At 57.5% G+C, this 13,522-nt stretch carries 10 protein-coding genes; all 10 read right to left on the reverse strand.

Going from position 1 to position 13,522, the window contains the following annotated elements; all coding sequences use genetic code 11:
* Window positions 1–273 precede the first annotated feature (273 nt).
* The 10 genes from AC07Y9_RS03240 to gyrA all read right to left on the reverse strand — a co-directional run bounded on the left by AC07Y9_RS03240 (window position 274) and on the right by gyrA (window position 13,512).
* Complete coding sequence (locus AC07Y9_RS03240) at window positions 274–1,335, reverse strand: LPS O-antigen chain length determinant protein WzzB (RefSeq protein WP_102679109.1); 1,062 nt, start codon at window positions 1,333–1,335, stop codon at window positions 274–276.
* Window positions 1,336–1,772: 437 nt separating this feature from the next.
* Entirely contained in the window at window positions 1,773–2,069 is a 297-nt protein-coding gene (gene ihfB, locus AC07Y9_RS03245) for an integration host factor subunit beta (RefSeq protein WP_102679107.1), read from the reverse strand.
* Between the two features lie 184 nt (window positions 2,070–2,253).
* Window positions 2,254–2,535, reverse strand: a complete 282-nt coding sequence (locus AC07Y9_RS03250) for a hypothetical protein (protein ID WP_102679106.1) — start codon at window positions 2,533–2,535, stop codon at window positions 2,254–2,256.
* A 202-nt stretch (window positions 2,536–2,737) separates the two neighbouring features.
* Window positions 2,738–4,432, reverse strand: a complete 1,695-nt coding sequence (rpsA, locus tag AC07Y9_RS03255) for a 30S ribosomal protein S1 (protein ID WP_007931318.1) — start codon at window positions 4,430–4,432, stop codon at window positions 2,738–2,740.
* A gap of 121 nt (window positions 4,433–4,553) precedes the next feature.
* Complete coding sequence (gene cmk, locus AC07Y9_RS03260; protein ID WP_007931317.1) at window positions 4,554–5,243, reverse strand: (d)CMP kinase; 690 nt, start codon at window positions 5,241–5,243, stop codon at window positions 4,554–4,556.
* Window positions 5,240–7,447 (reverse strand): bifunctional prephenate dehydrogenase/3-phosphoshikimate 1-carboxyvinyltransferase, encoded by a 2,208-nt coding sequence (locus AC07Y9_RS03265; RefSeq protein WP_102679105.1) that lies wholly within the window; start codon window positions 7,445–7,447, stop codon window positions 5,240–5,242. Before AC07Y9_RS03265 ends, cmk begins: the two co-directional genes overlap by 4 nt.
* Window positions 7,448–7,475: 28 nt before the next feature.
* Window positions 7,476–8,588 carry a histidinol-phosphate transaminase gene (gene hisC / locus AC07Y9_RS03270; RefSeq protein ID WP_102679104.1) on the reverse strand — a complete coding sequence of 371 codons (1,113 nt, stop codon included), beginning with the start codon at window positions 8,586–8,588 and terminating at the stop codon, window positions 7,476–7,478.
* A gap of 10 nt (window positions 8,589–8,598) precedes the next feature.
* The gene (gene pheA, locus AC07Y9_RS03275; RefSeq protein ID WP_009045010.1) at window positions 8,599–9,693 is read right to left on the reverse strand and encodes a prephenate dehydratase; all 1,095 of its coding nucleotides are present in this window, start codon (window positions 9,691–9,693) and stop codon (window positions 8,599–8,601) included.
* On the reverse strand, window positions 9,693–10,778 hold the full coding sequence (gene serC, locus AC07Y9_RS03280) for a 3-phosphoserine/phosphohydroxythreonine transaminase (protein WP_029527103.1): 1,086 nt from the start codon (window positions 10,776–10,778) through the stop codon (window positions 9,693–9,695). Before serC ends, pheA begins: the two co-directional genes overlap by 1 nt.
* A gap of 64 nt (window positions 10,779–10,842) precedes the next feature.
* A complete protein-coding gene (gene gyrA / locus AC07Y9_RS03285; RefSeq protein ID WP_102679103.1) occupies window positions 10,843–13,512 on the reverse strand; it encodes a DNA gyrase subunit A in 2,670 nt (889 codons plus the stop codon).
* Between the last annotated feature and the right edge of the window lie 10 nt (window positions 13,513–13,522).

Consider the following 13,522-nt stretch of genomic DNA (forward strand, 5'->3'; position numbering starts at 1 on the left):
AGCATCCAACTCTCGATTACTATGAGACACATAAAAACCACACTTTAACTCGCCCTAGGGAGGCCTCGCACCCTCAGCATTCAACACCAACAATCGGGATTATCAGGAGATAATCAGGGCACCAGCATTATGCAAACCACGCCAGGCAACGCTTGCCCTCCCCCCAGCATCCAAATCTCTCTTTATCGAGCAGAGTTAGATCCTTCTAAAAGCACAATGCCGCCTTTTTTGGCGACACATATGAAGCATCAGAAGATCAAAAGCAATTACTCTTCATATAAGAGGGCGAGAGGGTGAACGTTTTTTATCCAAAAGATAAAAGACAAGAGCAACCCCAACTCCTATCATCAGACCCAACATTAGGCCCAAGGCAACTATCAGGGTTCTTTTCGGTTTTGTTGGTAAGTCCGGATGTAGCGCCACACCATCTTGTCTGTAGACTGAAATATCAGGTCGACTTAACTCCAACTCTTTATAAAAGCTATAGTTTGACTGTAGCTTACGCAGATCTGTTGAGAATGGGTCATCAGACTCACGTTGCTCCAGATTCTCTATCTCTGCTTTAAGTGCTTTTGAACCACGCATATAAAGAACTTGACCATCCATGCCTCCTGCTAATTCAACAGAGGGACTGCCCATAATAATCGGAGGGTTTTCCAGACCAATAGCTTCAGCTACCCGCAGCGCCTCCCGCAACTTAGTTACGGAGTCCTGCCGAAGCTTACGACTAACTTCGCGTAGTGATTCAATTCTTTGGAAAAGATTACGTGCGCGTACAGCATTTTCACTTGACACGTCTTTATAGACTTCTGTTTTAGCCATAGTGGATGCATGATCAACATAGGCTTGAGCCCAGTTCAATGCCTCATCAGGATTTCCATTCTCCATAATGACAATAGCTCGGTCGCCCGTATCTTTTGTCGGAAGCATCACTGACAGACTTTTTGAGAAGCGTAGATACAACTCCCCCTGAGATACCTCACGCGCCTCATCGGAAAGCGATGGCAAATAGACGTTTTGAAAAAAATCCTGACGAAGAGACTCAGAGTCGAGCGCCTGTAAAAAAACCTGGTAAACCGCATCAGCTTTTAAAGGCTCCAAACCAGATTCTTGCGTACGACCATAGTTGATATTGGCTATATCATTTGCCGTCGGCTGTATCAGAAAAAGCTTGGCTTCATAAATCGGCTTAGCTGTATACGCATACAGTGAAGCTGCCAATATTGATAACAACATAACACTTAAAACAAGCCATTTCCGATACCAGAGCGAGCGCACCAACGACTGGAGATCTATTTCCGAACTATCGCAAGACTCCGCGAAGCTACTTTGCATACTCTACTCGCCCTTCTCCAGTACGAAGCATCATTGATGATGATGCAGCAATTCACTTGAGCTCACACACGTCTGAACGGAACGAGTACCGAGCATTTATCTATAGTTATTGTAGCAGTCGTGAAAGGAGGCTCCACGCTATAAGTGCTATTCAGAATAGAATATTTTAAGCCTATAGCTCTTCACCGCCGTGTTATTTTTCTTCTAAAAACACTTGCTCTCAGCCAGATGGCAATAGGGCTAATTAGCATCCCGACAAGTAACGCCCCGCCAATATACACCGAGATAGGAAGTAGGGATGTTGACCTACCAAAAAACAATAAGCTTGCTGGCTGCTGATTTTCCAAAACGAATACAAGCACTATCCCACCCAAAAAAACAACACAGGTGATCAACCCAAAACGCATCAATACAGACATCCCTCTCCCCCTCTATACCTAAAGCCCATTATCCTCATCTTCGTTCACACGATCGCGCAGCTCTTTACCAGGCTTGAAGTGAGGTACAAACTTACCATCGAGACTGACAGATTGACCGGTTTTCGGATTCCGGCCAACGCGTGGCGCACGGTAGTGCAGAGAGAAGCTGCCGAAGCCACGGATTTCTATACGATCTCCTGTTGCCAGGCACTGGGACATTTGCTCAAGCATAGTCTTGATGGCCAGCTCCACATCCTTGGATGAGAGCAGCCCTTGATGGGTGACAATTCGTTCGATCAACTCCGACTTCGTCATATTTTTCCCTTCTTTTTCAAGCAGCTAGATAAGCGCTTCAAAGGTTTTAGCACGACCGGGAGATTTTGAACAGCCCAAGCATTGACTTATCTCCCACCTTGCGAAAACGCCATAAACGAAGGTATTTAACAACACCCAGAACGAAAAACCTTGCAGCAATTTGACCTCCTACCACGCCATCCTACTAGCGGCACATGACAAGCATTGTCCGCGTGAGGTAACCCGCAGGATTCCAGCCAAAGGGATAGTCACCCTCCTCGTCCTTGGCATCACTGGACCTGGTAATGACCTTATAGCCATCCCCCTTGCATTCACGCTCAGCGCGTTTGTGGCACTTGTCCCATCCAGCCCCAAGACCGGAGCAATCGATCTCGATACCGCTGACACCACGGACCACATGGACCTTGGCATTGGTCGTACAGCCCACCAAGACTAGAACCGCGAAAATCACGATGAGATTTTTCATCTACTTCCTTATACCAGGCAATCGCCCCACCATCATTCAGCTCAAGCACGCATAGCCCTGAATAGGTTATTGATCCGCTTAAGAAAATAGACACCCGAATGACTCTATTGGTTTCCCCCCTCGACAGATGCAAGCCAGAACCCAAATCTCAGACACAAAAAAGGGCGACCGAAGTCGCCCTTTTTCTATGGTCTGACAGAACTTAGTTCTGCTTTTCCATTTGTGCACGCAGCAGGTCGCCCAGAGTGGTAGGACCAGCAGCGATATCCGAAGCAGCTGGCTTGTCGCGCAGGCTCTGGATAGCTTCTTTCTCGTCTTCAACGTCTTTCGACTTGATCGAGAGCTGGATTACACGGCTCTTACGGTCAACGCTGATGATCTTGGCTTCAACTTCTTCGCCTTCTTTCAGGACGTTACGAGCATCTTCGATGCGATCACGGCTGATTTCGGAGGCCTTCAGAGTAGCTTCGATATCGTTGGCCAGGGTGATGATGGCGCCTTTGGCGTCAACTTCTTTTACAACACCCTTAACGATTGCACCCTTGTCGTTCTCTTGAACGTACTCGGAGAACGGATCGCTTTCCAGTTGCTTGATACCCAGGGAGATGCGCTCACGCTCTGGGTCAACCGACAGGATAACGGTGTCCAGCTCGTCGCCCTTCTTGAAGCGGCGTACGGCTTCTTCGCCCACTTCGTTCCAGGAGATGTCGGACAGGTGAACCAGACCGTCGATGCCACCGTCCAGACCAATGAAGATACCGAAATCGGTGATCGACTTGATGGTGCCGGAGATTTTGTCGCCCTTGTTGAACTGGCCAGAGAAATCTTCCCATGGGTTAGATTTGCACTGCTTGATGCCCAGGGAGATACGACGACGCTCTTCGTCGATGTCCAGAACCATAACTTCCACTTCGTCGCCGACTTGTACGACTTTCGAAGGATGGATGTTTTTGTTGGTCCAGTCCATTTCCGAAACGTGCACCAGACCTTCAACACCTTCTTCCAGCTCAGCGAAGCAGCCGTAGTCGGTCAGGTTGGTTACACGAGCGGTAACACGAGTGCTTTCTGGGTAACGGGCTTTGATAGCAACCCATGGATCTTCGCCCAGCTGCTTCAGGCCCAGGGAAACACGATTGCGCTCGCGATCGTACTTCAGAACCTTGACATCGATCTCGTCGCCAACGTTGACGATTTCGGAAGGATGCTTGATGCGCTTCCAAGCCATGTCGGTAATGTGCAGCAGGCCATCGACGCCACCCAGATCGACGAATGCGCCGTAATCGGTGAGGTTTTTGACGATACCTTTGACTTGCTGACCTTCCTGCAGGGATTCCAGCAGAGCTTCACGCTCAGCGGAGTTCTCGGCTTCGAGGACGCTACGGCGGGAAACGACAACGTTGTTGCGCTTCTGGTCGAGTTTGATGACTTTAAACTCGAGCTCTTTGCCTTCCAGGTGCGTAGTGTCGCGCACTGGACGGACGTCAACCAGAGAACCTGGCAGGAACGCACGGATGCCGTTAACGTCGACAGTGAAGCCGCCTTTAACCTTACCGTTGATAACGCCCTTGACCACTTCTTCGGCTGCGAAGGCTGCTTCCAGAACGATCCAGCATTCAGCGCGCTTGGCTTTTTCACGGGACAGCTTGGTTTCGCCAAAGCCGTCTTCAACCGAATCCAGAGCAACGTGAACTTCATCACCAACATTGATGGACAGTTCGCCAGCATCGTTGTAGAACTGCTCAAGCGGGATCAGCGCTTCAGACTTCAGACCAGCGTGAACGGTTACCCAACGCGCTTGGTAGTCGATGTCGACGATAACACCGGTGATGATGGAGCCTGCCTGAAGGTTCAGGGTTTTTAGGCTTTCTTCAAAGAGTTCCGCAAAGCTTTCGCTCATTTTAATTCCTGTTGATAAGGGCGAAGAATACGCCCATCTGCCACATCCCAGACAATGTGGGTTACGTTCATATAAAAGAAGGACCGCAGGACTATGACTGGTCCCCTGCGCTCCTCCTTGATCACCCGGCGATATCGCGAATGGCGATTTCGCTCAGGATGCGTTCCAGCACCTGCTCGATGGACAACTCCGTGGAATCCAGCTGTATCGCGTCAACCGCCGGTTTGAGCGGGGCGACTGCTCGCTGGGTGTCACGCTCATCGCGCGCACGAATCTCATCTAGCAGACTCGACAGACTAACACCATCGACTTTTCCCTTCAACTGCAAGTAGCGACGGCGCGCGCGCTCCTCGGCACTTGCGGTGAGGAATATCTTCAGGGGCGCATCGGGAAATACCACTGTCCCCATGTCACGCCCATCGGCCACCAGCCCCGGCGGTTCCTGAAAAGCTCGCTGACGCTGCAACAGCGCGTCGCGCACGGCCGGCAGTGCCGCAACCTGGGAGGCCCAGGCACCGACCTGCTCGTTGCGCAAATCATCGGTGACGTCATCACCTTCCAGAATGATGCGTTGCGGATGACCTTCGGTCGCTCCGACGAATTGCACATCCAGATGAGCCGCCAGCAGCTTCAGCGACTCCTCATTGGTCAGGTCGACACCATGATTGCGCGCAGCAAAAGCCAGCAAGCGGTACAAGGCACCGGAATCCAGCAGACACCAGCCCAAGCGCTTGGCCAGAATCCCGGCAATGGTGCCCTTGCCCGAGCCGCTTGGCCCATCGATGGTGATGACTGGCGCCTTGATGTTCACGACTGAGCCTCTTGCACAACACGAATGCCGACTTCTGCACATAGCGCAAGGAAGTTCGGGAAGGACGTGGCAACGTTGGCGCAGTCATGGATGCGGATTGGCGCATTGGCACGCAATGAAGCCACGCTGAAAGCCATGGCGATACGGTGATCGCCATGCCCGTGCACTTCGCCGCCGCCAATCTGGCTGCCATCGATGATGATACCGTCCGGCGTCGGCTCGCACTTGACGCCCAGGGCCAGCAAACCATCGGCCATTACCTGGATGCGGTCGGACTCCTTGACCCGCAACTCTTCGGCGCCACGCAGCACGGTACGCCCTTCGGCGCAGGCTGCGGCAACGAACAGCACCGGGAATTCGTCGATCGCCAGCGGGACCAGCTCTTCCGGAATCTCGATCCCCTTGAGCTTCGCCGCGCGAACCCGCAGGTCTGCCACAGGCTCGCCGCCGACCTCACGCTGGTTTTCCAGGCTGATATCAGCCCCCATCAGGCGCAGGATATCGATTACCCCGGTACGAGTCGGGTTGATGCCAACATGCTCGAGCACCAGTTCGGAACCTTCGGCGATGGACGCAGCCACCAGGAAGAAGGCCGCCGAGGAGATATCCGCAGGTACTTCGATATGGGTCGCCTGCAGCTTGCCACCAGACTCGACCGAGGCCGTGGCGCCGTCGACCGCTACCGGGTAACCGAAGCCGCGCAGCATGCGCTCGGTATGATCGCGGGTTGGCGCAGGCTCGGTCACAGTGGTCTTGCCTTCGGCGTACAGGCCAGCCAACAGCAGGCATGACTTAACCTGGGCACTGGCCATTGGCATGGTGTAAGTCAGGCCTTTGAGTTTGTGACCACCACGGATGGTCATCGGCGGACGCCCTTCCGCTGCGGTTTCAATGACTGCCCCCATCTCGCGCAGCGGATTGGCTACGCGATTCATCGGACGCTTGGACAGCGATGCATCGCCCGTCAGCACGCTATCGAAACTCTGCGCGGCCAGCAGGCCGGACAGCAGGCGCATCGAGGTGCCGGAGTTGCCCAAGTAGATCGGCCCCGGAGCCGGCTTCAAGCCATGCAGGCCGACGCCATGGATGGTCACACGACCATGGTGCGGACCTTCGATCACCACGCCCATGTCACGGAAAGCCTGCAGCGTCGCCAGGGCGTCTTCGCCCTCGAGGAAGCCTTCGACTTCGGTAGTACCGTCAGCCAGGGAGCCGAGCATGATCGAACGGTGAGAAATCGATTTGTCGCCTGGTACACGAATCCGCCCAGTCAGGCGGCCACCAGGATTTGCCAGGAAAATCAGGTTATTGGAGTTCATAGCGTCCACATAGGCCCGACGGGCCAGGATTTTACTGAAATGCTCGCGAGCAACCCGGGCGCGAGTGAATACGCCCAACAACTGGTGCCCATCCCCTGCATCGACCGCGTCGCGCAAGGCGTCGAGGTCGTTGCGAAATGTATCGAGTGTGCGCAGGACAGCTTCGCGATTGGCGAGGAAGATGTCGTGCCACATGACCGGATCACTACCGGCGATTCTCGTGAAATCACGGAAACCGCCCGCAGCGTAGCGGAAGATGTCCAGATTTTCACTGCGCTTGGCCAACGAATCGACCAGACCGAACGCCAGCAAGTGCGGCAGATGACTGGTCGCCGCCAGCACTTCATCGTGGCGCTCGACCTGCATGTGCTCGACATCCGCCCCCAGCTCTCGCCAGAGCTTGTCGACCACCACCAGCGCTTCCGGGTCGGTCTGCTCCAGCGGCGTCAGTATCACCTTGTGGCGACGGAACAACTGGCCATTGGCGGCTTCCACCCCGCTCTGTTCGGAACCGGCGATCGGATGTCCCGGGACGAAGCGCGGCGGCATGCCGCCAAAAGCCTCGGTCGCTGCTCGCACCACATTGCCCTTGGCGCTGCCGACATCGGTCAGGATCGCCTGCCCCAGATCCATGCCAGCCAGAATCGCCAGCAACTTTTCCATGGCCAGAATCGGCACCGCCAGCTGGATCACATCAGCGCCCCGGCACGCCAGCGCCAGGTCTTCTTCACAGCGATCCACCACGCCCAGCTCAACGGCCAGCTTGCGCGATTGCGGATCGAGATCGACACCGACCACTTCGCGACATACGCCACTTTCACGCAGGCCCTTGGCAAAGGAACCGCCGATCAGTCCTAGACCGACCACCACCAGGCGACCGATCATAGGCACCGCAGGTTGCACTGGAATGACATCAACCACGAGCCAGAACCTTGGCCAAAGCCTCGAGAAAACGGGTGTTTTCAGCCGGCAGGCCAATGGTCACGCGCAGGTGATTCGGCATGCCGTAGTTGGCCACCGGACGCACGATCACCCCTTCACGCAACAAACCCTGGAACACCGGCGCGGCAACCCGCCCGACATCCACCGCAATGAAGTTGCCCCTGGAAGCGATCCAGTTCAGGCCCAGCTCCCGGAAGCCGGCCTCCAGCTGCTGCATGCCCGCCTCGTTCAAGCGACGGCTCTCGGCCAGGTATTCGGTATCCTCCAGCGCCGCACACGCCGCCGCCAGGGCCAGGCTATTGACGTTGAAGGGCTGGCGAACGCGATTGAGCACATCGGCAACGGTCGGAGTCGACAAGCCATAACCCACGCGCAACGCAGCCAGGCCGTAGGCCTTGGAGAAGGTTCGCGAAACCAGCAGGTTCGGATAGGCGGCCAGGAAATCCAGGCCATCCGGCAGGTCGCTGCCTTCGGCGTATTCGATGTAAGCCTCGTCCAGCACCACCAGCACATGCGCCGGTACGTCCTGGAGGAAATCGTCCAGCGCCTCGGCACTGAACCAGGTGCCGGTCGGATTGTTCGGGTTGGCGATAAAGACCACCCGGGTATCGGCATCGATGGCCTGCAGCATGGCCGGCAGGTCATGGCCCCAGTCCTTGGCCGGAATCACTCGAGCTTCGGCGCCCACGGCCTGGGTAACGATCGGATAGACCGCAAAGGCGTGTTCGCTGAACACCGCATTCAGGCCAGGCGCCAGATAGGCGCGGGCGACCAGCTCCAGGATGTCGTTGGAACCATTGCCCAGGGTGACCTGCGCCAGCTCGACGCCACAGCGCTCGGCCAGCAGGGTCTTGAGCGCAAAACCATTGCCATCCGGATAGCGGGTCAGCTCGGCCAGCTCTTCGCGAATCGCCGCCAGCGCCTTGGGACTGGCGCCCAGCGGGTTTTCGTTACTCGCCAGCTTGACGATTTTCGCCGGATCGATATCCAGCTCGCGTGCCAGTTCGTCCACGGGCTTGCCCGGAACGTAAGGCGAAAGTTGTTGCACGCCCGGCTGCGCCAGAGCGAGGAAGTCGCCACTCATTGTTAAAGCCTCAGAGAACCGCTTTCGGGTAGGAACCCAGCACCTTGAGTGCCACTGCTTCCTGACTGATCTTTTCCAGCACACCCTTGATCAATGGATCGCGATGGTGGCCGACGAAGTCGATAAAGAACACATAGGTCCACTTGCCGCTGCGCGAAGGCCGGGTTTCGATACGCGTCAGATCGATACCGTTATCATGGAACGGCACCAGCAGCTCATGCAGAGCGCCGGGCTTGTTGCTCATGGAAACGATGATCGAGGTCTTGTCGTCGCCGGTCGGCGGCACTTCCTGGTTGCCGATCATCAGGAAGCGCGTGGAGTTGTCCGGGCGATCCTCGATTTTCTCGGCCAGACGGGTCAAGCCATACAGGCTCGCCGCCATATCGCCGGCGATGGCCGCCGAGTTCCACTCGCCCTTGACCCGCTTGGCCGCCTCGGCGTTGCTGGAAACCGCCACCCGCTCGACATTCGGATAATGGGCATCCAGCCACTTGCGGCACTGCGCCAGGGACTGGGCATGGGAGTAGATGCGGCTGATGCTGTCGGTCTTGGTGTTTTCACCGACCAGCAGATGATGGTGGATACGCAGCTCGACCTCGCCGCAGATCACCATGTCGTGCTCCAGAAAACTGTCGAGGGTGTGGTTGACCGCACCCTCGGTGGAGTTTTCCACAGGCACCACGCCAAAGTTTACCGCTCCCGCCGCCACCTCACGGAACACTTCGTCGATCGCCGCCATTGGCTTGCTGATCACCGCGTGACCGAAGTGCTTCATGGCCGCGGCCTGGGTGAAGGTGCCTTCCGGACCGAGGTAGGCCACTTTCAGCGGCTGCTCGAGCGCCAGGCAGGACGACATGATTTCACGGAACAGCCGCGCCATCTCTTCGTTGCCCAACGGCCCCTGATTACGCTCCATCACCCGCTTGAGCACCTGAGCTTCACGCTCAGGACGATAGAACACCGGCACTTCGCCTTCGGCCAGCGAGGCCATCTTTACTCGCGCGACTTCCTGGGCGCAGCGCGCGCGCTCACTGATCAGCTCCAGGACTTTCTCGTCCAGAGCGTCGATGCGCAGGCGAAGTGCCTTGAGTTCTTGCTCAGACATTAGCCGTGTTCCTTCTCGAACTCTGCCATGTAGGCCACCAGCGCGTTGACCGCATTGATGTCGACAGCGTTGTAAATGGAGGCGCGCATACCGCCTACCGAACGGTGCCCCTTGAGGTTCAGCAGGCCACGCGCGTCGGCGCCGGCCAGGAACGGCTTGTCCAGACGGTCATCGGCCAGGCGGAACGGCACGTTCATCCACGAGCGGTCCGACTTGTTGATCGGGTTGCTGTACAGGCCGCTGGCGTCGATGAAGTCGTACAGGGTGCGCTGTTTGACGTCATTGAGCTTGGCGATGGCTTCCACCCCACCCTGCTCCTTGAGCCACTCGAACACCAGGCCGGACAGGTACCAGGCCAGAGTCGGCGGAGTGTTGTACATCGAGCCGTTGTCCGCCGCGACCTTGTAGTCGAGCATGGTCGGGCACAGCGAACGCGCGCGACCCAGCAGGTCCTCGCGAACGATATTGACCAGGATGCCGCTCGGGCCAATGTTTTTCTGCGCACCGGCGTAGATCATGCCGAAACGGGAGATATCCACAGGGCGCGAGAGGATGTCGGAAGACATGTCGGCCACCAGCGGAACGTCGCCGGTTTCCGGGATCCACTGGAACTCCAGGCCGCCGATGGTTTCGTTCGGCGCGTAGTGCACGTAGGCCGCGTCTTTCGACAGCTGCCATTCGTTCTGGCCAGGGATGGCGAAGTAATCGTAAGGCTTGGCGGTGGCAGCCACATTGACATGGCCGTAGCGCGAGGCTTCTTCAATGGCTTTCTGCGACCAGATACCGGTGTCGATATAGTCGGCCGTGCCATTTTCCGGCAACAGGTTCAGAGGGATCTGAGCAAATTGCTGGCTGGCGCCGCCTTGCAGAAACAGCACTTTATAGTTCGAGGGGATATTCAGCAGATCACGCAGATCCTGCTCGGCCTTGGTGGCGATGGAGACGAACTCATCGCTGCGATGGCTCATCTCCATGACCGACAGGCCCTTGCCATGCCAATCCAGCAATTCGGCCTGGGCACGCAACAGGACAGCTTCAGGTAGCGCAGCGGGACCTGCGCAGAAGTTATAGGCTCGTTTGCTCACATCCACTCTCGCTATGCACTCACGGTAGCGGACAGAGCAAACACTCTGCCCTGCTACGATTTATTTAGTCTTGCGACTCTTCTTCGCCCGCGGCGTCAACCTGCTGGCCTTCGACAGCATCATCCGAGTCGGTCGCCGCATCCAGCACGGCGCCCTCGAGCACCTCGCCATCCTCGTCTTCCAATTCGTCGCCTTCGACTTCCGACGGTTCCTGAACCCGCTCCAGGCCTACCAGCGTTTCGTCGCTGGCCAGCTTGATCAAGGTCACGCCCTGGGTGTTACGGCCCAGGCTGGACACTTCATCGACCCGGGTGCGCACCAGGGTACCCTGGTCGGAAATCAGCATGATTTCCTCGCCATCGAGCACCTGGACCGCTCCGACCAGGCGGCCATTACGCTCGTTGCTGACCATGGCGATAACGCCTTGACCGCCACGCTTGTACTCAGGGAACTCGGTGATCGCCGTGCGCTTGCCATAACCACGCGCCGAAGCGGTGAGGATCTGGCTGCCTTCTTCCGGAATCAGCATGGAGATCAGCTTCTGCCCTTCCGGCAGACGCATGCCGCGCACACCACGGGCAGTACGGCCCATGGCACGAACGTCGGACTCCTTGAAGCGAGTCACCTTGCCACCATCGGAGAACAGCATGACTTCGCGCTCGCCATCGGTGATCGCGGCGGAAATCAGCACATCGCCCTCGTCCAGCTCCAGCGCGATCAGACCGACGCTGCGCTGACGGCTGAAGGATTCCAGCGGGGTCTTCTTCACGGTGCCGTTGGCGGTCGCCATGAAGATGTAATGACCCTCGGTGTATTCCTCGACCGGCAGCATGGTGGTGATGTATTCACCGTCATCCAGCGGCAGCAGGTTGACCAGCGGACGACCGCGGGCGGCACGGGACGCCTCGGGGATTTCGTAGGTTTTCAGCCAGTAGACCTTGCCCTTGCTGGAGAACAGCAACAGCGTGGTGTGACTGTTGGCCACCAGCAGGTGAGCGATGTAGTCCTCATCCTTGACGCCGGTTGCCGACTTGCCTTTGCCGCCACGACGCTGGGCCTGGTACGCGGCCAGCGGCTGGGTCTTGGCATAGCCGCCGTGGGAAATGGTCACGACACGCTCTTCTTCTGGGATCATGTCGCCCAGGGTCAGGTCGAGACGGGCATCAAGGATCTCGGTGCGACGCACATCGCCGTATTCGGCACGAATCACTTCCAGCTCTTCGCGGATCACTTCCATCAGGCGCGTGGCGCTGTTGAGGATGCGGATCAGTTCGCCGATCTGGTTGAGGATCTCCTGGTACTCGGCCAGCAGTTTTTCATGCTCGAGGCCGGTCAGGCGGTGCAGACGCAATTCCAGAATGGCTTGCGCCTGCTCTGGCGACAGGAAGTACTTGCCGTCGCGCAGACCGTATTGCGGATCGAGGTTCTCCGGACGGCAGGAATCCGCGCCGGCACGCTCGACCATGGTCATCACCGCGCTGGACTCCCAAGGCGTGCTGATCAGCGCTTCCTTGGCTTCCGACGGGGTCGGCGAGGCCTTGATCAGGGCGATGACCGGGTCGATGTTCGACAGGGCAACGGCCTGGCCTTCGAGAATGTGACCACGCTCACGAGCCTTGCGCAGTTCGAACACGGTACGACGGGTCACCACTTCACGGCGGTGACGCACGAAGGCTTCCAGCAGGTCCTTCAGGTTGAGGATCCGCGGACGACCGTCGATCAGCGCAACGATGTTGATACCGAACACGCTCTGCAGCTGGGTCTGGGCGTAGAGATTGTTGAGGATCACCTCCGGCACTTCGCCACGACGCAGCTCGATCACTACGCGCATACCGTCCTTGTCGGACTCGTCGCGCAGCTCGGTGATGCCTTCGAGCTTCTTCTCCTTGACCAGCTCGGCGATCTTCTCGATCAGACGCGCCTTGTTCAGTTGGTAAGGCAGCTCGGTGATGACGATCTGCTGGCGGCCACCGACCTTGTCGATGTCCTCGATGATCGAGCGGGCACGCATGTAAATGCGCCCGCGACCGGTACGGTAGGCTTCGATGATGCCTTCACGACCATTGATGATCGCCGCAGTCGGGAAGTCCGGGCCCGGGATGTGCTGCATCAGCTCATCGACGGTCAGCTCCGGGTTGTCAATCAGGGCCAGGCAACCGTCGATGACTTCGCCGAGGTTATGCGGCGGAATGTTGGTCGCCATGCCCACGGCAATACCGCTGGAACCGTTGACCAGCAGGTTGGGGATCTTGGTCGGCATGACCGCGGGGATCAGCTCGGTGCCGTCGTAGTTCGGCACCCAGTCCACGGTTTCCTTGTGCAGGTCGGCCAGCAGCTCGTGCGCCAGCTTGGTCATGCGCACTTCGGTGTATCGCATGGCCGCCGCGTTGTCGCCGTCGACCGAACCGAAGTTACCCTGGCCGTCTACCAGCAGGTAGCGCAGGGAGAATGGCTGGGCCATACGAACGATGGTGTCGTACACCGCGGTATCACCGTGCGGGTGATACTTACCGATCACGTCACCGACAACACGGGCAGATTTCTTGTACGGCTTGTTCCAGTCGTTACCGAGCTCGCTCATCGCGTACAGCACACGCCGGTGCACGGGCTTCAAGCCATCGCGCGCATCAGGCAGTGCCCGCCCGACGATTACGCTCATCGCGTAGTCGAGATAGGACTGTTTCAGCTCGTCTTCGATATTGACCGGGAGGATTTCTTTGGCCAGTTCGCCCATGAGAAGCCTG

The organism is Pseudomonas sp. GW456-L12 (genome assembly GCF_059424045.1).

What these genes read in the sequence shown, in the direction of transcription:
- AC07Y9_RS03240 (WP_102679109.1), bottom strand. Translation starts at nt 1,335, where the DNA reads ATGCAAAGTAGCTTCGCGGAGTCTTGCGATAGTTCGGAAATAGATCTC.
- ihfB (WP_102679107.1), bottom strand. Translation starts at nt 2,069, where the DNA reads ATGACGAAGTCGGAGTTGATCGAACGAATTGTCACCCATCAAGGGCTG.
- AC07Y9_RS03250 (WP_102679106.1), bottom strand. Translation starts at nt 2,535, where the DNA reads ATGAAAAATCTCATCGTGATTTTCGCGGTTCTAGTCTTGGTGGGCTGT.
- rpsA (WP_007931318.1), bottom strand. Translation starts at nt 4,432, where the DNA reads ATGAGCGAAAGCTTTGCGGAACTCTTTGAAGAAAGCCTAAAAACCCTG.
- AC07Y9_RS03265 (WP_102679105.1), bottom strand. Translation starts at nt 7,447, where the DNA reads ATGATCGGTCGCCTGGTGGTGGTCGGTCTAGGACTGATCGGCGGTTCC.
- hisC (WP_102679104.1), bottom strand. Translation starts at nt 8,588, where the DNA reads ATGAGTGGCGACTTCCTCGCTCTGGCGCAGCCGGGCGTGCAACAACTT.
- pheA (WP_009045010.1), bottom strand. Translation starts at nt 9,693, where the DNA reads ATGTCTGAGCAAGAACTCAAGGCACTTCGCCTGCGCATCGACGCTCTG.
- gyrA (WP_102679103.1), bottom strand. Translation starts at nt 13,512, where the DNA reads ATGGGCGAACTGGCCAAAGAAATCCTCCCGGTCAATATCGAAGACGAG.